The organism is Nocardia albiluteola, assembly GCF_018860155.1.
GTDB classification, from domain to species: domain Bacteria; phylum Actinomycetota; class Actinomycetes; order Mycobacteriales; family Mycobacteriaceae; genus Nocardia; species Nocardia albiluteola.
The window spans coordinates 135,314-160,851 of sequence record NZ_JAHKNI010000008.1; the positions used below are offsets into that span (position 1 = coordinate 135,314).

Below are 25,538 nucleotides of genomic sequence, written 5' to 3' on the forward strand. Positions count from 1 at the left end.
CGAGACCCTGCGCGGGCCGAGAACACTCGTTGTTTTTCGGCGATAACTACCGGAACCTCGATCTGTGCTGCGGTTGGCGAAGCTGCGCCGCTAGCGCGACTCGCCGGATTCCGCAGCGCCGCCGGCTATTCCATTCAGCAGGGCCGTGAGGCCGAAGGTGAAGTGGTCGTCGGGGGACCGGTCGGGAGCCGCGGCGATGCGACGGGACAGGTGGGGGTGCTCGCCCGCGGACAGGACGCGGAGGAGGTAGGGGGCAACGGTCTCGCGCCAGCGGCCCTCGCTCAGGCCCGAACGGCGGTGGGCGCGTTGCTCGGCGAGTTGGCGGGTGGTGGCGCCGAAGACGTAGGCGCCCACCGCGTCGACGATATGCGTGGCCAGAGCGATATCGGAGGTGAACTCGGCGGCCGCGGCGAGCACACCCTCCTGCTCGCGGAGGGAGTTGGGGCCCAGCGCCGGGCGGCCCGCGATCTCGGGGCCCAGCCAGGGGTGGCGCAGCAGCGTAGCGCGTAGGTGCCAGGCGTGGGCGGCGAGATCCGCCCGCCAGTCGCCGGTCGCCGAGGGCGGTGCGACCTCGCCGCGCACGCTGTCGATCATCAGATCGATCAGATCGTCGCGGCTGGTCACGTACCGGTACAGCGAGGCGGTGCCCGAGCTCAGGTCCGCGGCCACGCGGCGCATCGAAACCGCCTGCAGTTCTTCGGAATCGGCGATGGCGACAGCCGCCGCGACGATGTGTTCGATGCTCGGACCCCGGCGACGCGGGACGCGCGGTTCGCGGGCCCACACCAGGGGAGGCTCCTGCTCGGGCACATCGACTCCTCATCTGATGACACTGGCGGGAAGCCCGCTCTTATGGATACAGTGTATCCGATAGCGAACACTGTATCCATAAGGGGTTGTCATGTCGGAAGAGCGAGTGCCGGTCCTCATCGTCGGCGGCGGCACCGTCGGTCTGGCCGCGGCGCTTTTCCTGACCACGCACGGCGTCACGCCACTGGTGCTCGAGCGGCAGCCCGGCGTCTCGATACATCCGCGGGCCACCGGAATCGGCCCGCGCACCATGGAGTTCCTGCGGCAGGCCGGTCTCGAGCGGGCGGTGAACGACGTGGCCGTGGACATGTCCGCCGGAGGGCGAGTGAAGGTCTCCGCGCGCAGCCTCGCGGAGGTCGATCTGGCGACCGCCCCCGTGCTGTCGGTGACCGAAAATGACTGGGGCAGTGCGGATCCGAGCCCGGCGCGGATACGCGGGGTGTGCCCGCAGCACCGGCTCGACGCGGTACTGCTGCCCGCCGCGCGGAGTAAGGGTGCGCGCGTGCGGTTCTCGGCCCGGATGGTGGACTGCGCGATCGAATCCGAGGGCGTCACAGTCACACTCGATACCGGTGAGGTGATCGCCGCGGACTATCTGATCGCCGCCGACGGTGTGCGCAGCACCGTGCGCGAGCGGCTCGGCATCGGCGTCGGCGGCCCCGGCCCGCTGGGGGAGCCCGCCACCAGCATCCTGTTCCGTGCGGACCTGACCCCGTACACGCAGGGGCGGACATTCGTGAACTGCACCATCACCCACCCGGACGCCCCCGGCCTGCTGGTGACCGTGGACGGGGAGAAGGAGTGGATCTTCCACGCCGGCACCGACTCCGAGTCGACCGGCGGCGCCGCCGAAGTCGCGGTCGAACAGTGGCAGGAGGTGATCCGCACGGCGGTAGGGGATCCCGCGCTGCCGGTGGAGGTGCGCAGCGTGCTGCCGTGGCGCCCTCGCGGACAGCTTGCGGACCGATTCCAGGCGGGACGCTCGGTCGACACGGCCGCTGAGCACGACGCGGGACGCTCGGTCGGTGAGGCGGCTGAGCACGGCCGGGTATTCCTGGCCGGCGACGCCGCACACGCGGTCCCGCCGCTGGGGGCGTTCGGACTCAACACCGGCATGGCCGACGCGCACAACCTCGCGTGGAAACTGGCCGCGGTGCTGCGCGGCGACGCCGGACCCGCGCTACTGGACACCTACACCGCCGAGCGTCGACCGGTCGCGGCAATGACGCTGGAACAGGCCATGATTCGCCTCACCGACCCCACGCTGCACTGGGACGCACACGCCGTGGACCGCCGCGCGGCCGCGGGCGCCCTGCACGCCCTCGTGGTGCACCTGGGCTACCGCTACGACTCGGCCGCGGTGATCGAGTCGAGCCCGGCCCTACCCTCGACCGAGGACGTGATCGCGGACCTGGACGGCACGCCCGGCTCGCGCCTGCCGCATCGGTGGCTTGCGGGCGGGACCTCCACGCTGGACCTGATCCGGTCGCACTGCACGGTGATCGGCGGGAACCATCGCTGGATCGCCGCGGCTTCCGATGCGGCCGCGGAGTTGGGGATCCGGGTCGACTCGCACGCGCTTGCCTTGGCGGACAACGCCGTTCGCGAGTGGTTCGATACCGTCGGCATCGGCCCGGATGGTGCGCTGCTGGTTCGTCCCGACCAGATCATTGCGGCGCGCATCCCGTCCGCGCCGCCCGCCCCGGCCAGACTCCTCCGGCAGTTGCTGACCCGGGCTCTCGCCAGGTAATCGGTCGGATATTTCGAGTGGGTCATCGTCTCCGCCCGGACGGCCGCCGCGGACCCGTTTCGCTCGGCGATATTGTCGCGCCGCGCCGGGCCCTCCTGGTCGGGTCTCGGTCGGCGATGCCCGCGACCGGGCCGACGAACGCGACGTGCCGCCGGGAGTGCAGACTCCCGGCGGCACGTGCGTGCGCGAATAGTACTGCGCCAGTGGTTATTCCACTATGTTGTCGGCGAAGCTGAGGTCGCGCCGGATCCCGATCCCGATCCGGAGCCGGAGGGCTGGTTGGTCTCCAGGTCCGTCTTGATCCACGCGATCGCGTCGACCAGGGTGAGGTTCGCGCCGGATGCGTTCTGGCCCAATTGCGGCCAGCCCGCGCCGTTGGGACCGCGCAGCTGATCCCAGATGTCGCATACCTTCTGATAGAGATCGGCCTGCTGGGCGTCGGTGAGTGCCATCAGCCACCCTCCTCCTGTTCCTTGTCCTCCGAGTAATGTGGCCAGATCCGAGGCACTGCCCCGGAATGCGTCGGCGTCGACGGTCATGCCGGCGACCGAGGCCTGGTCGGTGAATTGCCAGATCACCGGATTGCCGCCGCCGTAAGAGGCCCAGCCCTCCCCCGAATCGCCGCCGGCGTTCGCGTAGATCTGGGACGCGTAGCCGGTGCCACCCGGATACGCCGAGGACACCAGCCCCGGCACCTTGGACAGGTCCGGGGAGCCGATCTGGCTCCAATACCACTGCGGGATATAGGACAGCGCGACCGTCACACCCGCCGCGTTGAAGGCGTTGACCAGTGCCCAGTAGTCGTTGATGTTGCCCGAATTGTTCTCGAAGTCGATCATGCAGACGTTCGGGCCACCGTTGGCCTGCCAGTTCTGCACCTGCGAGGCGGGGGAGTCGGAGGCAATCGCGTAGTGGTATCCGATGATCGCGATACCGGCCTGCGCGGCCGCGGACTGGTTGGCCGCCCAGGTGGGATCCTTGTAGTAGTTGCCCTCGGAGACCTTGGCCTCCACCCAGGAGAAGCCCTCCTTGGCAACCTCACCCAGGTTGATGTTGGCCTGATAGTTTGAAATGTCTATGCCGAACAGCGTCATCGGACGACCTCCGCGTCGATCAGGTGCCCGGGCGCGGTCATGACCCGCTGAGCAGCGAGGTGAGATCCGCGGCGCTGCCGCGGAATGCGTCGGCGTCGACGGTCATGCCGGCGACCGCGGCCTGGTTGGTGAACTGCCAGATCACCGGATTGCCGCCGCCGTAGGACGCCCAGCCCTCACCGGAATCGCCGCCGCCGTTCTCGTAGAGCGTGGAGGCGTAACCGCTACCGCCGGGGTACGCCGAGGAGACCAGGCCGGGCACCTTCGACAGGTCCGGGGAGCCGATCTTGTTCCAGTACCACTGCGGGATATAGGACAGCGCCACCTTGATGCCCGCTGCGTTGAACGCGTTGACCAGTGCCCAATAGTTGTCGATATTGCCCGAGTTGTCCTCGAAGTCGATCATGCAGACGTTCGGGCCGCCGTTGGCCTGCCACGTCTGGACCTGCGAGGCCGGATCGTCGGCGGCGATGGCATAGTGATAGCCGATGATCGGCAGATTCGCCTTCCCTGCCGCGGCCTGATTGGCGGCCCAGGTCGGGTCCTTGTAGTAGTTGCCCTCGGAGACCTTAGCCTCCACCCAGGAGAACCCCTCCTTGGCAACCTGATCCAGGCTGATGTTGGCCTGATAGTTCGAAATGTCTATGCCGTACAAGGTCATTCGTCGATCTCCGTGTCAGTCTGGTGTCGCAGCGTTGCATGCACCGGTGGGTAGCACAGTCTCGAACAGGGCCACCCTATGCCACGCATACGCACTGTGATGCTCGGCGGCAGCACACTCGGCTCACTTCTCGCGGACCATTCCGGCCGGATCGTCAGACGGCGGCGTTGCTCCCCGGTGCGGACAACTCCCCATGAAACCCACTAGCGCCTCAGCTGAATTCGGTCACGATCGTCGCTTGCCCGGCCGCCCCGCGGCCGCCGTTTGCTTGCAGTTCAACGAACCGAGTGTTGCATGCAGGGACTCTCACCCGCAACCCAAGATTTGCTGTCCGTCAACGGGATACGAGCCCTCGGCGAGCAGGCGTCCACTCACCATCATGTCGAGCACGATCCCGACCCCGGCGTGCCGTTCCTGAACGTACAGGGCAAACTCCTGGCCCAGGTGTTCGGTGGCGGCCGGACCGATGAGGAAAGCTGAGCGGATGCGGAACGCGGTGACGATCGGGCAGGCGGCGGCGTTCGTCGGTGTCACCGTCAAGACGGTGCGGCACTACCACAAGCTCGGCCTGGTCGCCGAGCCCGAACGCGACGGCTCCGGCTTCCGCCGGTACGGATCGGCCGAGCTGTCGCGGCTGGTACAGGTGCGGACGCTGGCCGCCGCCGGCGTGGCGCTGGCCGAGATCGTGCCGATGCTCGACGCCGACACAGCCGCGTTCGCCGACGCGCTGGACGACGTCGAGCGACAGCTCACCGCGCGGATCGAGGAGTTGGTCGCGCGGCGCGACACGCTGCGCCGGCTCGCCGACGGTGACCGCGCGCTGCTGGGCGATCGGGCGGCGGCGCTGCTGGAGCGGATGTCCCGCCTCGGCTTTCCGGCCGAGGAGGTGGCATCGACCAGGGAGGGCTGGGTGCTGGCCAAAGCCCTTGTTCCAGAAGGCTTCGAGGAGTACCTGAAGCACCTCGACCACGCGCTGGACGATCCCGGCTACGTCGCCATGATTCAGCGCGCGGCTCAGGCCGCGGCCTGGGAGCCGGACGACCCCCGCATCGACGACCTCGCCACCGCCATGGCCGAGCACTACCTCGCCAACCCCGAACACCTGAAAATCGTGACAGGCCTGCAGGCCCGCACCGAGCCCGCGACGCGATACCGGCTGATCGCGCACCACGGCGAAGAGCACGGATCGGCCGCGGCCCGGGCGCTGGCACTGGTCGAAGCCAAGCTCCGCGCCGCGGGCGTTCGTATCCCCGCACCATAGACAAGCACCAATGTCATTGCCCCGCAGGTTGACTCGGATGACAGGCACTTCGGACGACAGGTACCAGTGCAGGTGCCGAAGACCTCGGGTCCGGCCCGCCACGGCGGGCTGGAGTGCCTCGTCGCGCAGGGTGAGCAGGCATCAGCGCGGCCATGCTGTGCAGATATCGTGCCCCCGGACTCGCTGCCGGGCGGGCGGTTCGACGATTCGAATGGCGACGTCACAGAGGGACCGGGAGGTAGCTGCACTCCCTTCCCCTTCAACATATATCGCGCCCGGGGGCTTGCGGCAAGGCCCGGGGGATCGTGCAGAATCTCCGGCCGAAGCCAGTACCTGCGGAAATCGCTGATCATGTGACATTCGCGCGCCTCGGCGGCGCGGAGGTCCCGCGATGCGAGCATGTGGCGCGGAAAGTGCGGGTGTGTGACGGATCGTGTGGGGCCGGCGGAATGGCAACCGGTGAAAGGGTGGTTCATGTACGACGTAATCATTGCGGGCGGGGGACCCAGCGGCGTGATGCTCGCCGGCGAGTTGCAGATGCGGGGCGTGCGGGCGGTAGTGCTGGAGCGGGAGTCGGAGCCGACCAGGATCGTGCGGGGCATGGGCCTGCACGTGCGCAGCCTCGAGATCATGGACCAGCGTGGGCTGCTGGACCGGTTTTTCGCGGTGGGCACGCGGCATCCGGTCGGCGGCTTTTTCGCGGGCATCGTCAAACAGCAGGAGGTGGGACTGGATACCACCTACCCGTTCGTGCTGAGCGTTCCGCAGACCGTCACCGAACGCCTGCTGATCGAGCATGCGCGCGAGATCGGCGTCGAGATCCGCTACGACACCGAGGTCGTGGGGTTGCGCCAGAACGATGACGGGGTCACCGTCGAGCTGGCGAGCGGCGGTGAATTGCGCTCGCGCTACCTGGTGGGCTGCGACGGCGGGCGCAGTACGGTGCGCAAGCTGCTCGGGGTCGGCTTCCCCGGTGATCCCGCTCGGAACGAGTGGGTGCTGGGCGAGGTGTACCTGACCGAGCCCGCCGACGCCGTGCTCGCCGTGGTGCGCGAAATCTACAAGACGCGCAAGGGATTCGGCGCCGGTCCGCTCGAGGACGGGGCGTTCCGCGTCGTCGCGCCGGCGGCGGGGGTGTCCGAGGACCCGACGGTCCCGCCCACGCTGGAGGAGATGAAGCAGCAGATGCGCGCGATCACCGGCACCGATTTCGGCATGCATTCGCCGCGCTGGCTGTCTCGCTTCGGCGATGCGACGCGGCTGGCCGAGCGCTACCGTGTCGGGCGGGTGCTGCTGGCCGGGGATGCGGCGCACATCCATCCGCCCCTCGGCGGGCAGGGCCTCAACCTCGGCATCCAGGATGCATTCAACCTGGGGTGGAAACTCGCCGCGGAGGTCGCGGGCTGGGCGCCGGAGGGACTGCTGGAGAGCTATGAGACCGAACGGCGCCCGGTGGCCGCGAGCGTGCTCGACAACACTCGCGCGCAGGGCGAGCTGATGTCGCCGGAGCCGGGGCCGCAGGCGGTGCGGCGGCTGATGTCGGAGCTGATGGACTTCGAGGAGGTGAACCGGTACCTGATCGAGAAGGTCGTCGCGATCGGCATCCGCTACGACTTCGGGCAGGGGCACGGCCTGCTGGGCCGGCGGCTGCGGGACGTGACCTTGAAGCAGGGCCGCCTCTACGAGCTGATGCGCACCGGCCGCGGCCTGCTGCTCGACCGGACGGGTGTGCTCTCGGTGGCGGGCTGGTCGGAGCGGGTCGACCACGTCATCGACGTCAGCGCGGAGATCGATGCACCCGCGGTGCTCCTGCGTCCGGACGGCCACGTGGCCTGGGTCGGAGACGATCAGCAGGAGCTGCTCGCGCAGCTGCCGAGGTGGTTCGGCGCTCCGGCACGGTGAGCGCGCCCGCTCGGCCACAGGGAGCGCGAGCAGGGATTCGGCACGTGGCGACGTGACGCCTTCCGGCGGGCCCGGTATCCGGTTACCCCTGCATGCGGACCGGAATCCGGATAGCCTGCGTGCATGGGGAGTGCGCAGATTTCTCGACTGTCTCTGGCAACGGGGGTAGCGCCGGCGGTGATCGAGGCGCTCGGCGAGCTCGAGGACGCGCAGTACGCGGTACTGCGCGAATCCTTCGAGCGCGCCCGGGCCACCCGGGCGCGCGAGCTGGATCGGGCCATCGACAACGGGCTGACGATGCTGCCCGCGCTGGTGCGCCCCGTCGCCCGGCGAGTGCTCTTCTCGTAGGGGAGTCGTCGTGACGAGTCTCGAATCGCGCGCCGAGGTCATCAAGCTGGCGCGGGAGCTGCAAACCGAGCCGGAACGGCTGGATTTCCTCGAAGGCGCTGCGCCCGAGGCGATCCGGGCGTTCCGGCGCAGTGTCCACCAGCGCCTGGACGCGCCGCATCGGCCCATGTTCCGGCGGATCGCGAAGGTCGGCGCGCTGGTACCCGGCACGCTCGCGGTGCGCATCGCCATGCGGTACTACGGCCCGATGTTCGTGGGCATGGTCGCCACCGAGGTGCCGCCCGCGCGCGCGGCCGACCTGATCGGTTCCGTGCCACCGGAATTCATCGCCGATGCCGCGCCGTACGTGGATCCCGAGGCCGTCGGGCCGATCGTGCGGGGGCTGCGGACCGAGGCGATGCTTCCCGCGATGCGGGAAATGCTGCGCCGCAAGGACTACGTGACGCTGGCCCGCTTCGTCTCCGCGGTCTCCGACGAGCTGATCCTCGAGGTGCTGCCGTCCATCGAATCGGGCGCGGACCTGCTCATGATCGTCCTGAATTCCGAGATCAGCGATGTCGCCGGGCATTTCGACATCGTGCTCACGCGGGTGGACGACGATCGGATTCGCAGTCTGGTCCAGGCGGCCGCCGACGCCGGGCTGTTCGCCGAAACGCTCACCTTCCTGCAATTCCTGAGCACGCCGGCGCGCGCCCGCATCGCCGACGCGGCCGCCGAGCTCGGCCCGGCGGTCCTGACCGCCATGATCGACGCGGCTCACCGCGAAAATGCCTGGCCCGAACTGCTATCCGTCGCTGCTGCGCTCACCGAGACCCATCTGAGCGCCTTCGCCGCCGCCGACGCCTGGACCGAACAGGCCCTCACCGGATTGATTGCGGCGGCCGACCAGCACGACCTGTGGGACGCGCTGATCCGCGTCGTGGCCGCTATGCCCCCGGATCGCCTCCGTGTCTTCGCTGAACTCCCGGCGTGGGACACCGCGGACACCGCCGCGGTGTTGGCGGCCGCCGAGCGCTCCGCCCACGGAGACCGCTTGGCCGACCTTGTTGCCCGGCTGCGCGCCTGACGCACCGCCCAATTCGCGGGCCCGTCGGCGTCAGTATCGGTAAGCAAGCCGAACGCGGCCCGCGGAAGAAAGAAAGGCGAGGATGCATGCCGATGGAGCTGGATACGATGGAACTGATCGCCCGGGCCCGGGCCGGCGACCACGATGCGTTCCGCGACCTGGTCGACATGCACTCGCACGAGTTGCAGGTGCACTGCTACCGCATCCTCGGGTCGCTGCAGGACGCCGAGGACGCACTCCAGGAGACCCTCGTGTCCGCCTGGCGTAACCTCGGCGAGTTCGGGGAGCGGTCCTCGCTGCGGACCTGGCTCTACAAGATCGCGACCAATCGGTGCCTGAGCATGTTGCGCGCCGACAGCCGACGCCCCCGCATCGCGCCCCCGCCGCGGGAGGCCGCGATGCCCGAGCCCACCGGCGCCGGGGAGGCCCCGCCCTGGCTGGAGCCGTATCCCGATGTCCTGCTCGACCACCTCGTCGACCAGCGCCCCGGCCCGGAAGCCCGGTACGAGACCACCGAAGCCATTTCCCTGGCCTTCATCACCGCCCTGCAACTGTTGCCCCCGCGTCAGCGCGCCGTGCTCGTCCTGCGCGACGTCCTGGGCTACCACGCCGCCGAGGTCGCCCGCATGCTCGATGCCACTCAGGAATCGGTGCACAGCGCCCTCAAACGCGCTCGCGCGACCGTCGACAACCACCTCGCCGACTCCAGCGGCACCGGCACCGGCGGTCCCGCACGCCAACCCGACACCGCCGCCGAACACCGGCTCGTCGCCCGGTTCACCGATGCCATGGAACGCGCCGATCTGGACGCCCTGATCGAACTGCTCGTCGCCGATGTACGACTCTCCATGCCCCCGGCCATGCTGGAATACCGCGGCATCGAATCAGCCCAGCGGCTTCTCGCCGCCGTCGTCTTCGTGCCCGGCCGCACCTACCGCGTGGTACCGACCCGCGCCAACGGCCAGCCCGCCTTCGGCGTGTACCTGGCAGACCCTTGCGCCGGTGTCTTCCACGCCTACTCCCTCCTGGTCATCGCCACCGCCGGCGATACCATCACCTCCCTCACCGGCTTCCACAACACCAGCATCATGACGCGCTTCGGACTGCCTCGAACCCTCCCCGAAACATAGTGACGGACTTCTGATTCCACCCGCCGTCCCGCGCCCGAAGAGTGCGGGGCAGCCTGGATCTGCGCGCTCGCCGACGGCGGCCACTGCACCGGTACCTCGCCGAGCGCATCGGCGCGCTCCCCGGCGTGCACCGCGCCGAGACCGCGATCGTCACGCAGTGGATCAAGCGGGCCGGACCGCTCGTCGCCTCCCGAGCCTGAGCGCGGCTTGCTTTCAAGCGCACTCGAAGCTTTAGCGTCGGGGCCATGACCACGACGAACGAGACGAAGACATGGATCATCACGGGCGCGAGTTCGGGCCTCGGCCTGGCGCTCGCCGAGGCGGCACTCGCGGCCGGCGAGCATGTGATCGGGACCGCGCGACGGGCCGACCGGTTCGATGGGCTCGAGGCGCGGTACGGGGATCGATTCCTCGCCGTCGAGCACGATGTGCGCGACACGGCGGGAACGGCCGCGGTCGTGCAGCGGGCGCTGGAGGTGTTCGGTCGCGTCGACGTGCTCGTCAACAATGCCGGCGCCGGACAGGTCGGTGCCGCCGAAGAGATCACCGATGCCGCGCTGCGGGCCATGCTCGAGCAGCACCTGTTCGGCCCGGCCGCCTATGTGCGTGCCGTGCTGCCTCACCTGCGGGAGCGCCGCTCGGGCGCGATCGTGCAGATGAGCAGCCAGGGCGGGCGGATGTCGTTCCCCGCCGTCGGCAGCTACTCGGCAGGCAAGTTCGCGCTCGAAGGCTGGTCGGAGGCGCTCGCGGGCGAGGTCGCACCGTTCGGCATCCGCGTCCTCATCGTCGAGCCCAGTCGCTTCCGCACCGCGTTCAACGCCGCCGACGTGCTCAACACAGCGCAGCAGAACTCGATCTACGACGAGACCATCGGCGCGGTGCGCGCGAACATGGCCGAGGCCGACGGCGTCCAGGAGGGCGACCCGGCACGCGCCGCCCGGGTGATCCGCGACATGCTCGACACCCCCGGCGCGCCGCTGCGGCTCCCGCTCGGTGCCGAGGCGGTTCGCAACCTCACCCGCGTCTACCGTAGTGCGCTCGACGACGTCGAGAAATGGGCGGCGGTGAGCGAGTCGGCAGACTTCCCGGGCATGCGGCCCGCGGTGCGCGCGTTCTGACCGCCGTACGCTGTCAGCCATGGCCACCGAAGCGCTGATCGAACGCATCCTCGCGGCTGGCGACGGGCCATCCACGTCGGCGATCGATGCGCTGCACCAGCTGCTCGACGACGCCACGATCGAGGACTCGGCGAAGCCCAAGGGTGTCGCCGAGGCCGCCCGGCTCGTCGGGCTGTCGGCGCACACCCTCCGGTACTACGAGCAAGAGGGACTCGTGCGGCCCGCTCGCAACACCTCCGGGTACCGCGAGTACTCCGCGTTCGACCTGCGCCGCCTCGTCTTCCTCACCCGGATGCGCCTGTCCGGCATGACCATGACCGACCTCAAGCGCTACATCATGCTCGTCGAGCAGGGCCCGAGCACCATCCCGGAACGCCGCCGCATCATGCTCGACCAGAAAGACCGAATCACGCGGCAGATCCGTGAGCTCGGCCTGGCGCTGGAGACCACCGAGTACAAAATCCGCGTCTACGACGGACACCCGGAAGGCTGACGCCCGCCCTCTGTCCAACGGGCCGATGTGAGCGTGTTTCATAGGTGTTCGCCTGTGAAACAACCAGCGCCGACGGCGCCAACCTGCTGCGATCACGTTTCATGGGTTGTTGCCGTCTCGGTGGGCCCATCGGATGCTGGTGTCCCGTTCGAGACCGGCGGCCTCGTCCCGGAACCCGGACAGCACCAACCGGTGCGAAGCGCGCGTGTTTCTGTCCAGTTTCCTGGACACTTGACGTGTCCGAAATCCCGTCGCGCGGACCGGAGTTCGGGTGGCGTGCCCGGCCGGGGAGGCGAGGACCTTTTCGCGCCAGTGGAAGGCCCAGCGGATGCGGTTGGCGCAGTTGATGTGTCCGGTGCAGCCGTCCAGCAGGATCTTCTCTTAGCGGGCGGTGACCGACCAGGCGGTGCTTCTCTATCGAGTTGTGACTTGTTGATCGCCTCGATCGAAACCAGGCGCGCTACTTCCGCGGCGGAAGTAGCGGGCCGGCATCGTCATCGAAACCGTCTTAGATCCGTAAACCTGCCCCCGGGGACCGTGGTGCTCGAAAGGGTTGGCATTGAAGGGATCAGCGGTATTGCGCGAAGAACTCGGTGATCTCACCGGACATCAGCGCGGGTGCGACGTGGTGCAGCTCCGCCCTGGCCTTCTCGAAGTAGTGCCGGATCGCGGAACCCGCTGTGCCGGTGAGCCAATGGATCGCGATATTGGTCAGGACGAACTCGTCGTCCAGATCCGCGCCGAGCAGCTGGCTGTTCCAGCCGACCAGACCGGTCGGCGAATCCATCAGCGCGTGTGCCAGTGTCTGCGGCTGCTGGGACTGCAGGATATTGAAGCCCATCTTGTTCTTGACGAACCAATCCAACGTCGCCAGTGGAAAACTGGTAGGCGCATGCACCGACATCGCGAAAACGCCTCCGGAGTGGAGGATTCCGCAGCGAAGGTACGTCCGGCCCCGTGTCTTGTAACCATGGATTCGAGACAACGCGGAGTCGGGCGGTACGTCGACTGAACTGCTGGTCAAGCCAATGTCGTTGTTTTCGCGCGATTACTACCGGAACCCCGACCTGCGTTCGCGCGTACCACCGGCGCCTCTTTGCCGGAATGGGTTCGAGGGCAGTGCCTTTCGGTGGGGTCGTGAGCATTCGAGCCTTGACGGCGGCGGGTGGGGGATCTATCTTCAGAATACGGAATCGGATTCCGGTTCCGAATGTGAAAGGAGTTTCGATGGGTTCCCTACGGGTCCGGGCGGTGCCGCGGTCGCTCGTCGGTGCGGTGCTGGTGAACACCATGGTCGGGCCGCTGCTGGCGGATCTGGTGATTCCGGATGTCGCCAGGCAGCATCTGCGCAATCCGGGATGGCCGCCGCATGCGAAGTTCCACGATGCGCAGTACATCGGGATGGGAATGCTGACGGGGGCGATCGGATTGCGGATTCTGTTGCGGCGCAAGGGAGATCCGCGGGCACAGTTCTATCTGGCGGCGGCGCTGGGGTCGGTGACCTGGCTGGGGATGTGGGGTGCGCTGCTGTTTCCCGGGACGGCGGCGAAGGATCCCGAATTCGAGTGCACCGGACACAAGGTCCTGGGGATGGACCTCCAGCTGTTCATCGCGCTGGTCATGCTTCTCGGGCTGTCGGGTGCGGTGGGCCTGGAGCGGACCCGGCCGCACCGGATCGCGGGATGAGTGAGCCCGTCCCGATCGGCGAGGCCGCGCCCACCCGCAAGCGGCGCGATGCGGTGCGCAATCGCGATCAGGTGCTCGACACCGCGGCCGCCCTGTTCGCCGCGCGCGGCGACGAGGTCCAAATGGCCGACGTGGCGCGCGCCGCGGGGGTCGGGGTCGGCACGATATACCGGCATTTCCCGACTCGCCGCGCGCTGATCGCAGCCGTGGCGCACCGGCGATTCGCGGAGATCATGGCGTACGCACGCCGCTCCAGCATGCCGAATCCCGATGTGCGCCAAGCGCTGACGGACCTGTTTACGCATATCGCCCAGGTGCACGAGCGCGGGCGCGCACTGTCCGGCGCCATCGAATCGGTCCTCGGCGACACCGAGCCCCGCGGTGAGATCCGAGCCGAGTTCGCCACGCTCGGTGCCGAACTGCTGGCCCGAGGGCACGCCGATGCCACCCTCCGCGCCGATGCCACGGTTGCGGACCTCTACATGATCGTCGGGGCCGTGGCCGCGGTCGCCCGCGGCGGATTCGGCGATTGGCGGCGTTTCATCGAACTCGCCCTGGACGGGCTGCGGCCCACCGACGTGATCCCGTAGTATGTGCTGCGTACTACGTGGCGCGAACTACGCAATGTGTACTAGCCTGCTGGGAAGGGCCGAACTGCGAGCTCCCCTCCCTCGCAGACGGCTGACCCGCAGCCCTGACGCACACGAAATCCCGTTTCCCGCAACCGAATAGAAAGCTCGAGATGCGACTCGCCGATCCCGTCTATGCGCTCTACACCCGTCGACTGCGCCGCCGGCTCGATGGCGCATCGTTGCCGCGCCACATCGGGCTGATCATGGACGGCAACCGCCGCTGGGCCCGCAAACAAGGGCTGCCCGATACCCGGATGGGGCATCGATACGGCGCCGAGCATGCGGAGAACGTGCTGCGCTGGTGCGAAAGCCTCGACATCCGCCACGTCACCGTCTTCCTATGTTCCACGGAGAATCTGCAGAACCGGCGCAGCGATGAGATCGAATTCCTCATGCGTGTGGTCGAGGACCTGGTCACCGACCGGCTCGGACGTCCCGATTCCCGGTGGCGACTGCATATTGCCGGATCGCTCGACCTACTGCCGGACACCACCGCCGCAGCGCTGAAACAGGCGGTCGAGACCACCCGCGCCTGCGCCACCGGCGCACACGTCACGCTCGCGATCGGTTACGGCGGCCGTCAGGAAATCATCGACGCGTTCCGCGATCTGCTCTACGAAGGTGTCAGCCACGGCAAGACGATCGGCGAGATCGCCGACAACCTGACCGTCGACGACCTTGCCGCACATCTCTACACCGCTGATCAACCCGATCCGGACCTGGTCATCCGTACCAGCGGCGAACAGCGCCTGTCCAACTTCCTGCTGTGGCAAACCGCTTACTCGGAACTGCATTTCTGCGAGGCATATTGGCCCGCCTTCCGCGAGATCGATTTCCTGCGCGCACTACGCAGCTACGCCGACCGCCACCGCAGATACGGCGCCTGAGGCCGGAACAGCTAGCGGTTGGGCCATATCCGCCCGACTTTCGGCGGTGTTACTACCGGACGCGGGTATTGCCTCGTGTGGCGCGATTCTTACAGGCACCCAGTCTTGATGAACTCGAGCAGGTCAGTGCTGAGCTGATCCATATGGGTCAGGTGTAGTCCGTGGGAGGCGTTCTCGTATACCTTCAGCTCGCTGCCCGGGATGAGCTCAGCGGTCAGTTGCCCGCACAGGTTCAGCGGGTTGAAGGGATCGTCGGCGCCGTGCACGACCAGTGCGGGCACGTCGATGGCGCGCAGATCGTCGCGGTGGTCGGTCTCGGTGACGCTGTGGCTCAGGCCCAGCATGGCATTGGTGGCCACCGAATTGGCGTCAGCCACTGTCCAATCGATCAGCGCCTGGGAGATGGTGTTCTCGGGCAGTCCGACACCGAAAAAGGGTTCGGAGACGGCGCGGATCCAGCCTGGGACATCATTTCGCCACATGGTGCGCAGGGCATCGAAGCTTTCGGGCTCCATGCCGAGCGGGTTGTCCTCGGTCTTCGTCATGTACGGCAGCGCTGAGGAGACCAGTGCGATGCGAGCGACCCGCTCGGAGCCGTGACGTGCCAGATAGCGCACGATTTCGGCGGTGCCGGTCGAGTGCCCGACCAGGGTGACCTCGCGCAGGTCCAGTTGCTGCAGTACGGACTGCAGATCGTCGGCGAGAGTGTCGAAATCGTATCCGCCCCAAGGCTGTTCGGAGCGGCCGTGGCCGCGGCGGTCGTAGGCGACGGTCCGCAGCCCCGCCTCGGCCAGGCGGACCATTTCGTACTGCCACATGGCTGAGCTCAGCGACCAGCTGTGCAGGAAGACCACTGGAGTGCCCGTACCCCAGTCCTTGTAGAAGATGTTCACGTCTGCGGCGACGGTGAGGTATGGCATGGGAGGGCCTTCCTGCTGGAGCGGTGGATCTCGGTGATCTCGAGATGAGTCTGTTGAATGATGTGATGATGAGCGACGAAGCGCCGCAGCGGATTTCGAGTGGGCAGCGGTGCTGCCCGTGATCGCCGGTCCGGTGGCCGCCACCGTCGTCGCGGCGGCCACCGGCGGGCCCGGGTCACTGGCTCAGGCGCCCGCGGGCACCTTGTCCAGGAACCCGAGCACCTGGGTGATCCGGCCGTCCGCGCCGATCACCGCGACATCGAATCCGATGACCAGCGGCTCACCACCGGGACGCCCGAGGTGCCAGGTGAACCGCGCGATGTCATGGTGGGCGTCGACCGGTCCGCCGAGGCTGAACTCCAACCCCGGGAACTGCCCCTGCACCGCCGCGATGGTGGCCTCCAGACCGGCATGCCCGGCGACCGCGACCAACGGATCGGTGTAGCCGGCATCCTCGGCGAACACACTGGCGACCAGTGCCTTGCGCGCCTGCGGCTCGGTCGCGTTCCAGGCCGCCAGGTAGCCCTCGACCAGCTCGTTCACGTCGCTCATTGCCTTCTCCTTCGTAGTGCTTGCTGCGTTGTGAGCACTACGTTATGGAGATCCGAACCCCCCGGAATCTGTCGCACTTAGGTACCGCCTACCGGCGTCTGCACCAGCCGCCGCGCCCCGGCCACGACCCGGAACGGACCCACCCGCCGGGCGCCGGCACCCCGACGCCGATGCCGGCAGGGGGTCGAGATTGGTAAGGACCCGTATTCAACTGGTCTGTATTCCCCGGAACCCCTCTGCAACCACATCCCCGACCTGCAGGAACTCCGCGCCTCCGGACGCATCCCGGGGCAGCTCACCTCCGGCTGACCGCTCCCGCTACTGGCCGTTCCGATCCAGTACGGAGGCCTATCTGCAGCAGCGGCCGCAGACGGGATCGCCAGAGCGCATCTAAGATCCGCTCCATGACGTCACGAAGGTCGTATGCCTCGTAGGTCCCCGCGCGTGGTACGCGCCACCCTGACTGGTCGTTCGGGTTGCCCCTCAGTAAGCACGTTGCTGATCAGCGCCTGCCCCGGACCACCGATTTGCAACGCCGTGCACACGTACCTCTTTGTTGATGGCCTCGACTTCATCGCCCGCAGCAACAGCGGCGCGGGCGGCGGCCACCCGAGCCAGCTACTCAGGCCGGGAGGACCGCTCTATCCGACTGAGCAAGGCCGGACCGTACAGGTAACCGAGCAAGATGAAGCGTCCAGCGGCTCCTCGGGAGTCGAAGTCCGGGTCAAACTCCGAGGCCAGACTGTCATCTGGAGCGATCTGATGTACCCCGGCGCCGACGACCGGGTCGTTGAGGAAGTCCGCTTCAACCTGAGCCAGTACCTAGCCGAGATCGAGCGAGGCTACTGGCGTTGGGGCAGCGCCTGTCTGGGCGTGGTGGACCGCTCATCGCGGGGCCGGCACATCGGCGTCGGTCACCAGTCGCCAACCTGATCTTCAACAACCCATCGGAGCGGCGGCTCGTCCCGGGGCGAGTTACGCCAAAGGCGTCGCAGGGTGGGTATCGGGTGTCGCGAAGTGCTGCGCGGCGTCGTGATCGTGGGTGGGGACGATCGTGACGGTGTGCCGCACGCGGTGCAGACGGTGCAGGGTCCGGAAGGTCTCGTCGCGGTCGTCGTCGGCCAAACCACCGGGGTAGCTGGACTTTTGGCGGAGCGTGTCGATCTGCAGATGGTGCCATGCCGCATCGCCTGCCAGCAGTACCCAGCCACGCGGGGTATGCGCGAGGATCCCGACGCTGCCGGGGGTGTGGCCGGCCAGATCCACCAGCAACACGCTGCGGTCGCCGAACAGATCGTGGCTGCGCGGGAAGGTCAGCACCGGTGGGCCGTCCAGGTCGTAGCGGACCACGGTGCGTTCGCGCAGGGAGTCGCGCACGCCGCCGACGGGAGCCACCGGTTCGGAGGTAATCCACCGGTACTCGACGCTGTGCAGATGCACCGGCAGATCCGGCAGATCGAGCAGGCCGCACACGTGGTCCCAGTGTGCGTGTGTCGGCAGGGCGAAATCGAGTGCGGGCAAATCCGGCTGGGCCCGCAGGGCGGTGATCGTCGCGACGGTGTCCGACGGCGGCCGCACGGCCGTGCGCAACACGGCGGGCAGTTGTGCGATGGCGCGCTGTTCGGCATCGAGACAGTAGCTCGGATCGACGACGAAACATGCCTCGGGATGCCGGATGACGAAGGAGGTCAGCGCATTCTCGATCCGGCGCGGTGAGAACACCCCCTCCACGACGGCGGCCGTCGGCACCGAACGCGGCACCTGCGCCAACGCGGTGACGGTGACCTTGCGCTCGGGATCAGGTAGCCCGGCGTCGGTGATCGACCGCAGGAACCGCTCGTCGGCTCGGCGCGGGCGCACCGCGCCGTAGACCGAACCGATTGCGGCGGTGCAACATTCGAGCAGGCTGGGAGAGCGTACTGGATCAGACATGGCGACACGGTAATACTTAAGGTCGACATGAAGTAAAGGGGCGAATCGTGACCACGGACGAGGTGATGAAAATCGGGGACGCGGCGGCTGTGCTCGGCATCGAGGCACATGTACTGCGGCATTGGGAATCGATGGGCGTACTGGTACCCGGGCGCACCCCTTCGGGGCACCGCAGCTACGACGGCCAGACTCTCGACCAGGCCCGCGTAATCCGGACGTTGCAGCGGACCGGCCTGTCTCTCGAACAGATCCGCGAACTGGGCGTCAGCACCCGGGACGAACGCGTGGCGCGGGTGGCCGCGCGCCGCGCCGAGGTACGCGAGCGCATCGCCCTGCTGCAGGCCACCGACCGTTTCCTGGATCATCTCGCCGCGTGCCGGCACCCCGTCATCGCCGAATGCCCGCAGTGTGCGGAGTTCGTCGCGGCCGAGCACCCCATGAGCCGATTCCCGGCTCAGCCGTGACAGCTGCACCGGGCCCGCGGGACGGGCCGGGGTGCGCGTCGTAGCTGGTAGGCCCAGATGCCGAGTCCGATGGTCATGGCTATTGCTCCGGTTGCCGATACTGCGGCCCAGCCGGATTCGCGGTATCCGGCCGCGCCGACAACGACTCCGAGGATGCCACCGAGTGTGTAGACGGTCATGCATGTGGAGGCGAGGCGTGATCGGGCGTGTTCTGTCAGTCTGTAGACGACGCTGGCATTGAGCAGGTGGGTGCCACGAACGGCCACGTCCAGGATGAGGATTCCGGCGATGAGCCAACCCAGGTGGTGTCCTGCGACCCACAGCACGACGAACGAGGCCATTCCGGCAGTGAGCAGCACGCCGGTGGCTGGTTGCTGCCATCCGCGGTCTGCGATCGGGTGCGCCTCGCCGAGCGAGCCGGCGGTCCCGAGCGGTGACCCCGGCTCGGTCCCCACCGGAGCGGTGGTTTCCGCCTCCTCGGCCGTGGCGGCCACGTCCTCTATAACCACAGCCGAGCAGTGACAGCGTGACCGGTTCGCCCGGGCGTCGGCAACAGGTTGCGCACCTGTCCGCTGAGCAGGCTCAGCATCCGAGGATCTCCACCACTGGTCGTTGCGGATCGTAGGTGGCCCACCCCGGGTCCCCGGTTCTGGCGAACGCAACCCAGGCAGCGTGTATCTGAGCCGCGAGGCCGGCCGGGGCAGGATTTGGGCCGAGCAGGGCTGTGTCGCTGTGCAGGCACGGCTTGTCGGCAACGTCGAACACGAAAGGCAGCTCGACGGTGTGGGTGGCACCGAGTCGTCCGTGCAGGGCCGTCGAGCGGTACCCGAACGAGTAGACATGTGTGCGGCCGCCCGAGATCCGCGCGTGGACCTGCGCCATGCGCGCCGTTCCGGCCCCGAACAGAGCCTCCCCGAGCATGGCGGAACGTAGTTCGCCCGTTGTCGCGTCGGGCCGTGCTGCGCGGTGCGCGGCGATGGCGGTGATCGGGTCCGCGTGCACCCGTGCGGCGATGGCGAGCACGTCGGCCTCCGTGGAGGACTCCAGCTTGCCCTGCGGTACAAGGTAGAGGTGCCCCTCCTCGGTGTTGGTGCCGATGAGCAGGTCGACGTCGGCTGCGGGGCCGTTGGCGAGACCGTCGGCGGGCTGGACCGGCAGGACCACGCTGAACGGGCTGAGCCCGACCAGCGGGTCCGTGGCGGTGCTGGTTTGCAGGTCGAGGCCGGCCAGTGCGGGCAGGATCTCCAGGAAACGCTCGTCCGGAACCCCGGCGAACGCCTCGGCGGTCGGTTCGACGCCCAGCGCGGTGGCCGCCGTGGCAGTGACCCGCTGCGCCTGCTCCGGGGTGAAGGCACCTGTGCCGCTGCCGCTCTGGATGATCGCCCGCCGGAACAGGCCATCGGCCTCCGGTGTTGCGAGCAGCGCGCCGGTGAGCGTGGCTCCTGCGGACTGGCCGAAGAGTGTGACATTTTCCGGGTCACCGCCGAACGCTGTAACCGTGTCCCGCACCCAGTCGAGTGCGGCGAGCACGTCGAGCAGCCCGCGGTTGGGTGGCGCGCCGGCCAGGTCGAGGAAGCCGGGGATGCCGAGGCGGTAGTTCACCGTCACGAGGACGACGCCGTCACGGGCGAAGGCGCTGCCGTCGTAGAGCGCGGCGCGGGTCGAGCCGGTGACGAAACCGCCGCCGTGCACGAAGACCATCACGGGTCGTTCGCCGCCGTCGGCGGCAGGCGTGCGAATGTCGACGGTCAGGTATTCCTCGCCTCGTACCCAGCCCGGCCCGAAGTAGGGGGTCATGTCCAGCGGGCCGAAGTCGCGGGTCGGCTGGGGGGCGGTCGGCGAGGGCTGCGTGCCGTCGCGGACACCGGACCAGCCCGGGTGCGGCGCGGGTGGAGCGAAGCGGCCGGGACCGATAGGGGCTGCTGCGTAGGGGATCGCACGGTAGAGTTCACCGGCCCCGTCGCGGACGCCGCGCACGGCACCGGCTGGAGTTTCGACGACCGGGGCTGCATGCTGAGGCATGGGAAACGCTTTCTTTCTGGGGGACATCAGGAGATGCGGGAGAAGCCCGCCCACTCCTTGATCGCGAACTTCGACCCGGTGCGCTCGACCTGCGCGGCGCCTTGGCCGCCGAAGTGTGCGGGAAAGACGAGCGCGTTGTTCTCTGCAGCCCAGCCGAGCAGCTTGTGCCGGGTAGCCCGGGACTCGGCCGGGTCCTCGCAGAAGCAGGAGTTGGTCTCCGGCTCCACGATCTGCAGCGGGGTGTGCACCAGATCCCCGACGAACAGTGCTCGATCGCCGCCGGACTCCAGGGTGAGCACGGACGAGCCCGGGGTGTGCCCTGGAGCCAGGTCGAGCCGCAGGTTCTTGTCGATCCGATACGACCCATCCCACAGGTGGGCCAGCCCCGCCTGGTGGACCGGCGTGACGCTGTCCTCGAAAACGTTCTGGTTGCCGCGGCCGAACACGGTTTCGTATCCGTTGACCGGGTTCCAGAACTCGAAGTCCCGTCGTGTCATCAGGTATGTGGCGTTTGGGAAGGTCGGCACCCAGGTTCGGCCGTCGAGCCGGGTGTTCCAGCCGACATGGTCGATGTGCAGGTGTGTGTTGACCACGATGTCGACCTCTTCGGGCCGCATGCCGGCGGCCGCGAGATTGTCGAGATAGTTCGTGTTCATGCGGCTCCACACCGGCGCGTAGGGCCGATCCTTGTGGTTGCCCACGCCGGTGTCGATGAGGATTGTGCGGCCCTCGCTGCGCAGCAGCCAGGACTGGATGGCCGAGTGACACTCGTCGGCCTCCTGGTTCCAGAAGTCCGGAACCAGCTCGTCGCGGTGCTCGTCCCACGAGCCGTCAGGGCTGTCCGGGAAGAACTGGCCCGGAGTCATCTCGACCGAGCCGTAGAACTCTTTGATGCGGGTGACGGTGACGTCGCCCAGGGTGATCTGCTCCATGTGATCCGTCCTCGGATTGGGGGCACGTGGCCCGATGTGATCGAGTCTGTGCACGAGGATTCGCACGAGCCACTCCCGCGTTGTCCTATCCCTGGCGGGGTGTGGCTGCGGTCGGGCCGCGCTGCGGATACTGGAGAAATGGATGGACCCGGACCACTCGGCGATTTCCTCCAAGCCCGACGGGCGCGGCTGCGACCGGAGGACGTCGGCTTGCGCGAAACCGGACCTCGCAGGCGGGTCGCCGGGCTGCGTCGCGAGGAGCTGGCCCAGCTGGCGGGGGTCAGCGTCTCGTACTACACGCGGTTGGAACAAGGACTTTCCCGCGGGGCCTCGGCCGAGGTACTCGACGCGATCGCCCGCGCTCTGCTGCTCGACGACCACGAGCGCCAACACCTCGACCGGCTCGCCCACGCCGCCCGCCGCACGCCCCGGGGACGCCGTCCACGGCCCGAGAAACTCGCCGACGACACACGTGACCTGCTGCGCGTCGTCGACGGCGTCCCGGCGATGGTGCTCGGCCGGCGCACCGACGTGCTGGCATGGAATTCGCTCGGGCATGCCTTGCTCGCCGGGCATCTGGACTTCCGCAGCCCGGACGACCCGGCGCTGCGGCCGAATATGAGCCGGATGCTGTTTCTGGACCCGCACTGCCGCGAGCTGTACGCGGACTGGAAGCGCAAGGCCCGCGCGGTGGTCGGCAACCTGCGCATCGCCGTCGGCAAGCAGCCGGAGGACCTGCTGCTCGCGGAACTGATCGGCGAGCTGACGATGAAAAGCCCAGAGTTCGTGGCGCTTTGGGGCGACCACCGCGTAATGCCCTGCGATGCAGCGTCCTACCAACTGCATCATCCCGTCGTCGGCACAGTGACAGTGACACAGCAGACCCTGTCGATCGCCCGTGCACCGGACCAAGTACTCATCGTGTGCACAACTCCCGCCAGGTCTCCCGCCGAGGAAGCCCTCACACTGCTCCGGCAGTGGTGTCAGGGTGGGTCGGAAACGATGGCCGTCGACCGCCACCTCGAACACGACAGCCATCCGTAGCACCGGCCACAGTAGACGAATCACCCTGAGCGAGAAGCTACTTGCGGCTAGAGGCAGCTCGAGTATTCCGCTGTCCGCACCGGCCTACTCACCACCTCCCGACAGCTTCGGATTCCGGAGCCGACGTGGGCGTATCGGCCGCGCGGCAGGGGTTTTCGCGTGCCGCACGAAAACCGGTGTTGCGGCTCATCCGGTTCCGGCGATGCCGTCCCGAAGGGCATTGAGGCCGAAGGCGAAGCGGTCCTCGGGGGAGATGTCGGGCGCGTGCAGGATGCGGCGGGACAGGTGGGGGTGCGCGCCCGCGGCCAGGACGGAATGCATGTAGGGGGCCGGACCTGGCCGACTTCACCATCGATGACGCCGGGCGGCCGTCGCTCGAGCAGTCTCGGGCGGCGCCGCCCACGCCGTCGGCGCAGGCCCTGGCGGTGCGGGTCGGCCTCGCCACCGCCGACGTCCGTCTCGCGTGACCTGCTGCGCGTCAGTCCGGCAGCCAGTGCAGCTCGTGTGCCAGGGTTTTGGCGACGGTACGGATGCGGCGGTGTAGTGGTGACTGCTCGCGCGGGAGGACCAGGTGGATCGTCAAGGTGGGTGCGCCCTGCAGCGGTCGCCACGTGATACCGGCCGGGGCTGTCGTGACCGCGGCTTCACCGGCCGGGGCGAGGGTGAGCCCGTCGCGTAGGTCGCGCTGAGACATGTCGAAAGAGACTGCGGGCGTGTGGAATCGAGGGTTCGGTCGGGTGTCGCGGAACAGTGCGGCCAGCTGATCGTGGATCACGGGGTTGGCCGTACGGTCGGGGAGTCGCAGCGGATACGCGGCCGCATCGGCGATCTCGATCTCCGGGTGTTCGGCCAGCGGATGGTGCTGTGCCAATTGGACCCCGACGCGCTGACGCCGCAGCAGGAACCGGCGCACGCCACGACCCGGCTGTTCACCGCGGGTGATCCCCGCGTCGATGCGGCCGTCGGCGACCGCGGGGGAGATCTCCGGTGTCGCCATCGGGACCGCGCCGACCTCGAGTCCCGGGCTGCTGCGAATGAGCCTGTCCACCAGGGCCGGCGCCGTCTCGGCCCCCGTGCTGAGGCTGTATCCGATGCGCAGCGTGCCCAGTTCACCGGCCCCCGCATTCCGGGCGGTGTCCCATGCCCGGTCCAGCGCCGCCAGCGCGGGCGGCGCGGACTCCGCCAAAGCCGCACCCGCCGTGGTCAATACGACGCTACGCGTGTTGCGAACCAGCAGGCTCGTACCGAGTTCCGCCTCCAATCGGCGCATCCGGGCACTGAGTGCGGGCTGCGCGATACCGATCCGTGCGGCGGCGCGGGTGAAGTTCAACTCCTGCGCCAGCACCAGAAAGTACCGCAGGCTCACCGTATCCGGCGCCACATGCCCTCCCTGCCAATTGATAACGATCCGTTCTGAGTCTATCGCGTTCCGGTCTTTCCCTCCTCCACACATCAAGCCCTAACCTGCACATATGACGATTCAACTGACCGCGGTAGATGCAGGAGGCAGCCATGCATAAGCTGGTGGTCCTGTATCCCAAGCCCGTCGACCCCGACCACTTCCGCAACTACTACGTGACCAACCACCTTCCACTGGTCATGAAGTGGCCCGGCCTGCTTGCGTGGCGCTACAGCTTCGACGTGGCGGCGAAAAGGGGAGAATCGCCGTATTTCGCGGTCTTCGAAGCCGACTTCGCTGACGCCGCCGCGCTGGCCGCGTCGCAGGCGTCGCCGTACGGCCAGCGGGCGGCCGCCGATGTCGTCAACTACGCCACCGGCGGTGTGGTTGTCATCGACTATCCGGTGCAGGACGGCACCGTCTGAGGCAGGGTGGGCCGATGTCCTGGCCGGAAGTCACGATGGTTGATGCGTGCGTGCGGCGCGACGGCCGGGGCGGCAGCCCCACAGCCGTCACCGATGACGACCCGGCGGCGACGGACGCGGACCGGCGTGCGGTCGCCGCTGCGGCCGGCACCTCGCACGCGGCGTTCCTCGGCCCGGGGCGGACGCCGGATGGTGGCCGGCCGGTCCGGTTCTTCACCGCCACCGCCGAACTGTCCGGCTGTGGCCACGGCACCGTTGCCGCGCAGGCCGTCCGGTTGACCCGCACCGCGCTGGGCGAGTTGAACGACCGCCAACACACCGGCGGGCGCACGTTCGACACGGTCGCGATCCGCCGCCCCGCCGGCATCGAGGTGTGGTTCGACCAGGGCCTCGTCGCGCTGCGTCACCCGGCACCGGACGAGCGCGCCGCGATCGTCGCCGCGCTCGGGCTCACCGCGGACGACCCGCATCCGACCGACGCGCCACGGATCGCCGCGCCCGGCGCACCGCGGATGCTGGTACCGGTCCACGACCGGTCGGCGCTGCTCCGAGTCCACCCACACCTCGGCAGGCTGACAGCGGCGTGCCGGCGGTACGGGCTCCTCGGCTGTTTCGTGTACGCACCGCCGGTGGGCGACCGACCGGGTGCGGCGCGGATGTTCGCGCCGGCGATCGGTGTCGACGAGGACGTCGCCAACGCCAACAGCACCGGTTGCCTGGCCGCCCACCTGCTCGACACGACAGGGGCACAGACGGTCGCGATCGAGGTGGAGCAGGGTGACACCCTCGGTCGACCGGCCAGCGTGCTCGCTTCGGCCCGACGCGGGCCGGCGGGCATCACGACCCGGGTCGGCGGGTTAGCGGTCGTCCGCGACGGACACCGAGGCGACAACTAGACCGTCCTCTTCTGCGGGGTCGCCGTAGTATCGGCCGAACTTCGGGCGGATATGGCGTAGCGGGTTGGTAGAGCAGGGTTTTCGCGTTCGGGCTGCGGGGTCGGGTGGTTGGTG

29 protein-coding genes are annotated in these 25,538 nt (G+C 68.3%); 17 read left to right on the forward strand and 12 right to left on the reverse strand.

Annotation, left to right across the window (positions count from 1 at the left end):
* Positions 1-90: 90 nt before the first annotated feature.
* Positions 91-810, reverse strand: coding sequence for a TetR/AcrR family transcriptional regulator C-terminal domain-containing protein (locus KO481_RS23980; protein WP_215919885.1), 720 nt, complete (start codon positions 808-810; stop codon positions 91-93).
* Positions 811-901: 91 nt separating this feature from the next.
* Here KO481_RS23980 and KO481_RS23985 point away from each other — a divergent pair, with 91 nt between their 5' ends.
* Positions 902-2,560, forward strand: coding sequence for an FAD-dependent monooxygenase (locus KO481_RS23985; RefSeq protein WP_215919886.1), 1,659 nt, complete (start codon positions 902-904; stop codon positions 2,558-2,560).
* Positions 2,561-2,775: 215 nt separating this feature from the next.
* On the opposite strand, the gene KO481_RS23990 is transcribed toward KO481_RS23985, so the two are convergent.
* Together KO481_RS23990 and KO481_RS23995 are read right to left on the reverse strand one after the other, a co-directional pair.
* Entirely contained in the window at positions 2,776-3,654 is an 879-nt protein-coding gene (locus tag KO481_RS23990; protein ID WP_215919887.1) for a GH25 family lysozyme, read from the reverse strand.
* A 37-nt stretch (positions 3,655-3,691) separates the two neighbouring features.
* Positions 3,692-4,315 (reverse strand): GH25 family lysozyme, encoded by a 624-nt coding sequence (locus KO481_RS23995; RefSeq protein WP_215919888.1) that lies wholly within the window; start codon positions 4,313-4,315, stop codon positions 3,692-3,694.
* A 294-nt stretch (positions 4,316-4,609) separates the two neighbouring features.
* Here KO481_RS23995 and KO481_RS24000 point away from each other — a divergent pair, with 294 nt between their 5' ends.
* From KO481_RS24000 to KO481_RS24035, 8 genes are all read left to right on the forward strand, one after another.
* Entirely contained in the window at positions 4,610-4,795 is a 186-nt protein-coding gene (locus tag KO481_RS24000; RefSeq protein WP_215919889.1) for a hypothetical protein, read from the forward strand.
* Between the two features lie 4 nt (positions 4,796-4,799).
* Positions 4,800-5,576 carry a MerR family transcriptional regulator gene (locus KO481_RS24005; protein ID WP_215919890.1) on the forward strand — a complete coding sequence of 259 codons (777 nt, stop codon included), beginning with the start codon at positions 4,800-4,802 and terminating at the stop codon, positions 5,574-5,576.
* A gap of 474 nt (positions 5,577-6,050) precedes the next feature.
* The gene (gene rox / locus KO481_RS24010; protein ID WP_215919891.1) at positions 6,051-7,478 is read left to right on the forward strand and encodes a rifampin monooxygenase; all 1,428 of its coding nucleotides are present in this window, start codon (positions 6,051-6,053) and stop codon (positions 7,476-7,478) included.
* A gap of 123 nt (positions 7,479-7,601) precedes the next feature.
* Positions 7,602-7,826, forward strand: coding sequence for a hypothetical protein (locus tag KO481_RS24015; RefSeq protein WP_215919892.1), 225 nt, complete (start codon positions 7,602-7,604; stop codon positions 7,824-7,826).
* Positions 7,827-7,836: 10 nt separating this feature from the next.
* Positions 7,837-8,892: a hypothetical protein gene (locus tag KO481_RS24020; protein WP_215919893.1), complete on the forward strand. Its 1,056-nt coding sequence runs from the start codon at positions 7,837-7,839 to the stop codon at positions 8,890-8,892.
* Between the two features lie 92 nt (positions 8,893-8,984).
* Complete coding sequence (locus KO481_RS24025; RefSeq protein ID WP_245401417.1) at positions 8,985-10,022, forward strand: sigma-70 family RNA polymerase sigma factor; 1,038 nt, start codon at positions 8,985-8,987, stop codon at positions 10,020-10,022.
* A 245-nt stretch (positions 10,023-10,267) separates the two neighbouring features.
* Positions 10,268-11,140 carry an SDR family NAD(P)-dependent oxidoreductase gene (locus KO481_RS24030; protein WP_215919897.1) on the forward strand — a complete coding sequence of 291 codons (873 nt, stop codon included), beginning with the start codon at positions 10,268-10,270 and terminating at the stop codon, positions 11,138-11,140.
* A gap of 19 nt (positions 11,141-11,159) precedes the next feature.
* Complete coding sequence (locus KO481_RS24035; protein WP_215919899.1) at positions 11,160-11,633, forward strand: MerR family transcriptional regulator; 474 nt, start codon at positions 11,160-11,162, stop codon at positions 11,631-11,633.
* Between the two features lie 568 nt (positions 11,634-12,201).
* Here the strand turns inward: KO481_RS24035 and KO481_RS24040 are convergent.
* Positions 12,202-12,498, reverse strand: a complete 297-nt coding sequence (locus KO481_RS24040) for a hypothetical protein (protein ID WP_245401418.1) — start codon at positions 12,496-12,498, stop codon at positions 12,202-12,204.
* Positions 12,499-12,860: 362 nt separating this feature from the next.
* On the opposite strand from KO481_RS24040, the gene KO481_RS24045 reads away from it, so the two are divergent.
* The 3 genes from KO481_RS24045 to KO481_RS24055 all read left to right on the forward strand — a co-directional run bounded on the left by KO481_RS24045 (position 12,861) and on the right by KO481_RS24055 (position 14,838).
* Entirely contained in the window at positions 12,861-13,319 is a 459-nt protein-coding gene (locus KO481_RS24045; RefSeq protein ID WP_245401419.1) for a DUF6640 family protein, read from the forward strand.
* A complete protein-coding gene (locus KO481_RS24050) occupies positions 13,316-13,909 on the forward strand; it encodes a TetR/AcrR family transcriptional regulator (protein ID WP_215919901.1) in 594 nt (197 codons plus the stop codon). The genes KO481_RS24045 and KO481_RS24050 overlap by 4 nt, the downstream gene beginning before the upstream one ends.
* Positions 13,910-14,061: 152 nt before the next feature.
* Positions 14,062-14,838, forward strand: coding sequence for an isoprenyl transferase (locus KO481_RS24055; protein WP_215919903.1), 777 nt, complete (start codon positions 14,062-14,064; stop codon positions 14,836-14,838).
* 89 nt (positions 14,839-14,927) lie between these two features.
* On the opposite strand, the gene KO481_RS24060 is transcribed toward KO481_RS24055, so the two are convergent.
* Together KO481_RS24060 and KO481_RS24065 are read right to left on the reverse strand one after the other, a co-directional pair.
* Positions 14,928-15,758 (reverse strand): alpha/beta fold hydrolase, encoded by an 831-nt coding sequence (locus KO481_RS24060; RefSeq protein WP_215919905.1) that lies wholly within the window; start codon positions 15,756-15,758, stop codon positions 14,928-14,930.
* A 183-nt stretch (positions 15,759-15,941) separates the two neighbouring features.
* Positions 15,942-16,310, reverse strand: a complete 369-nt coding sequence (locus KO481_RS24065; RefSeq protein ID WP_215919907.1) for a nuclear transport factor 2 family protein — start codon at positions 16,308-16,310, stop codon at positions 15,942-15,944.
* Between the two features lie 495 nt (positions 16,311-16,805).
* Here KO481_RS24065 and KO481_RS24070 point away from each other — a divergent pair, with 495 nt between their 5' ends.
* On the forward strand, positions 16,806-17,243 hold the full coding sequence (locus KO481_RS24070; protein ID WP_245401420.1) for a hypothetical protein: 438 nt from the start codon (positions 16,806-16,808) through the stop codon (positions 17,241-17,243).
* A gap of 42 nt (positions 17,244-17,285) precedes the next feature.
* Here the strand turns inward: KO481_RS24070 and KO481_RS24075 are convergent, their stop codons facing one another.
* Positions 17,286-18,242: an MBL fold metallo-hydrolase gene (locus KO481_RS24075; protein WP_215919909.1), complete on the reverse strand. Its 957-nt coding sequence runs from the start codon at positions 18,240-18,242 to the stop codon at positions 17,286-17,288.
* A 47-nt stretch (positions 18,243-18,289) separates the two neighbouring features.
* On the opposite strand from KO481_RS24075, the gene KO481_RS24080 reads away from it, so the two are divergent.
* Positions 18,290-18,706, forward strand: a complete 417-nt coding sequence (locus tag KO481_RS24080; RefSeq protein ID WP_215919911.1) for a MerR family transcriptional regulator — start codon at positions 18,290-18,292, stop codon at positions 18,704-18,706.
* Here KO481_RS24080 and KO481_RS24085 read toward each other — a convergent pair.
* The 3 genes from KO481_RS24085 to KO481_RS24095 form a co-directional block, all read right to left on the reverse strand.
* Positions 18,697-19,215 carry an MFS transporter gene (locus KO481_RS24085; RefSeq protein WP_215919913.1) on the reverse strand — a complete coding sequence of 173 codons (519 nt, stop codon included), beginning with the start codon at positions 19,213-19,215 and terminating at the stop codon, positions 18,697-18,699. The genes KO481_RS24080 and KO481_RS24085 overlap by 10 nt on opposite strands.
* A 73-nt stretch (positions 19,216-19,288) precedes the next feature.
* The gene (locus KO481_RS24090) at positions 19,289-20,728 is read right to left on the reverse strand and encodes a carboxylesterase/lipase family protein (protein ID WP_215919915.1); all 1,440 of its coding nucleotides are present in this window, start codon (positions 20,726-20,728) and stop codon (positions 19,289-19,291) included.
* 26 nt (positions 20,729-20,754) lie between these two features.
* A complete protein-coding gene (locus KO481_RS24095; RefSeq protein WP_215919917.1) occupies positions 20,755-21,660 on the reverse strand; it encodes an MBL fold metallo-hydrolase in 906 nt (301 codons plus the stop codon).
* 138 nt (positions 21,661-21,798) lie between these two features.
* Here KO481_RS24095 and KO481_RS24100 point away from each other — a divergent pair, with 138 nt between their 5' ends.
* Positions 21,799-22,704, forward strand: coding sequence for a helix-turn-helix domain-containing protein (locus KO481_RS24100; protein WP_215919919.1), 906 nt, complete (start codon positions 21,799-21,801; stop codon positions 22,702-22,704).
* 186 nt (positions 22,705-22,890) lie between these two features.
* Here KO481_RS24100 and KO481_RS44010 read toward each other — a convergent pair whose 3' ends face one another.
* The gene (locus tag KO481_RS44010; protein WP_281066175.1) at positions 22,891-23,025 is read right to left on the reverse strand and encodes a hypothetical protein; all 135 of its coding nucleotides are present in this window, start codon (positions 23,023-23,025) and stop codon (positions 22,891-22,893) included.
* 157 nt (positions 23,026-23,182) lie between these two features.
* Positions 23,183-24,085 (reverse strand): LysR family transcriptional regulator, encoded by a 903-nt coding sequence (locus tag KO481_RS24105; protein ID WP_215919921.1) that lies wholly within the window; start codon positions 24,083-24,085, stop codon positions 23,183-23,185.
* Positions 24,086-24,216: 131 nt separating this feature from the next.
* On the opposite strand from KO481_RS24105, the gene KO481_RS24110 reads away from it, so the two are divergent.
* Together KO481_RS24110 and KO481_RS24115 are read left to right on the forward strand one after the other, a co-directional pair.
* Entirely contained in the window at positions 24,217-24,528 is a 312-nt protein-coding gene (locus KO481_RS24110) for an EthD family reductase (RefSeq protein ID WP_215919923.1), read from the forward strand.
* 14 nt (positions 24,529-24,542) lie between these two features.
* Positions 24,543-25,424, forward strand: a complete 882-nt coding sequence (locus tag KO481_RS24115; protein ID WP_215919925.1) for a PhzF family phenazine biosynthesis protein — start codon at positions 24,543-24,545, stop codon at positions 25,422-25,424.
* Positions 25,425-25,538: the final 114 nt, after the last annotated feature.

Coding starts and splice junctions, on each gene's coding strand:
- KO481_RS23985 (WP_215919886.1), top strand. CDS start 902: ATGTCGGAAGAGCGAGTGCCGGTCCTCATCGTCGGCGGCGGCACCGTC.
- KO481_RS23990 (WP_215919887.1), bottom strand. CDS start 3,654: ATGACGCTGTTCGGCATAGACATTTCAAACTATCAGGCCAACATCAAC.
- KO481_RS23995 (WP_215919888.1), bottom strand. CDS start 4,315: ATGACCTTGTACGGCATAGACATTTCGAACTATCAGGCCAACATCAGC.
- KO481_RS24000 (WP_215919889.1), top strand. CDS start 4,610: ATGCAGGGACTCTCACCCGCAACCCAAGATTTGCTGTCCGTCAACGGG.
- KO481_RS24005 (WP_215919890.1), top strand. CDS start 4,800: ATGCGGAACGCGGTGACGATCGGGCAGGCGGCGGCGTTCGTCGGTGTC.
- rox (WP_215919891.1), top strand. CDS start 6,051: ATGTACGACGTAATCATTGCGGGCGGGGGACCCAGCGGCGTGATGCTC.
- KO481_RS24015 (WP_215919892.1), top strand. CDS start 7,602: ATGGGGAGTGCGCAGATTTCTCGACTGTCTCTGGCAACGGGGGTAGCG.
- KO481_RS24025 (WP_245401417.1), top strand. CDS start 8,985: ATGGAGCTGGATACGATGGAACTGATCGCCCGGGCCCGGGCCGGCGAC.
- KO481_RS24030 (WP_215919897.1), top strand. CDS start 10,268: ATGACCACGACGAACGAGACGAAGACATGGATCATCACGGGCGCGAGT.
- KO481_RS24035 (WP_215919899.1), top strand. CDS start 11,160: ATGGCCACCGAAGCGCTGATCGAACGCATCCTCGCGGCTGGCGACGGG.
- KO481_RS24045 (WP_245401419.1), top strand. CDS start 12,861: ATGGGTTCCCTACGGGTCCGGGCGGTGCCGCGGTCGCTCGTCGGTGCG.
- KO481_RS24050 (WP_215919901.1), top strand. CDS start 13,316: ATGAGTGAGCCCGTCCCGATCGGCGAGGCCGCGCCCACCCGCAAGCGG.
- KO481_RS24055 (WP_215919903.1), top strand. CDS start 14,062: ATGCGACTCGCCGATCCCGTCTATGCGCTCTACACCCGTCGACTGCGC.
- KO481_RS24060 (WP_215919905.1), bottom strand. CDS start 15,758: ATGCCATACCTCACCGTCGCCGCAGACGTGAACATCTTCTACAAGGAC.
- KO481_RS24065 (WP_215919907.1), bottom strand. CDS start 16,310: ATGAGCGACGTGAACGAGCTGGTCGAGGGCTACCTGGCGGCCTGGAAC.
- KO481_RS24075 (WP_215919909.1), bottom strand. CDS start 18,242: ATGTCTGATCCAGTACGCTCTCCCAGCCTGCTCGAATGTTGCACCGCC.
- KO481_RS24090 (WP_215919915.1), bottom strand. CDS start 20,728: ATGCCTCAGCATGCAGCCCCGGTCGTCGAAACTCCAGCCGGTGCCGTG.
- KO481_RS24095 (WP_215919917.1), bottom strand. CDS start 21,660: ATGGAGCAGATCACCCTGGGCGACGTCACCGTCACCCGCATCAAAGAG.
- KO481_RS24100 (WP_215919919.1), top strand. CDS start 21,799: ATGGATGGACCCGGACCACTCGGCGATTTCCTCCAAGCCCGACGGGCG.
- KO481_RS44010 (WP_281066175.1), bottom strand. CDS start 23,025: ATGCATTCCGTCCTGGCCGCGGGCGCGCACCCCCACCTGTCCCGCCGC.
- KO481_RS24110 (WP_215919923.1), top strand. CDS start 24,217: ATGCATAAGCTGGTGGTCCTGTATCCCAAGCCCGTCGACCCCGACCAC.
- KO481_RS24115 (WP_215919925.1), top strand. CDS start 24,543: ATGTCCTGGCCGGAAGTCACGATGGTTGATGCGTGCGTGCGGCGCGAC.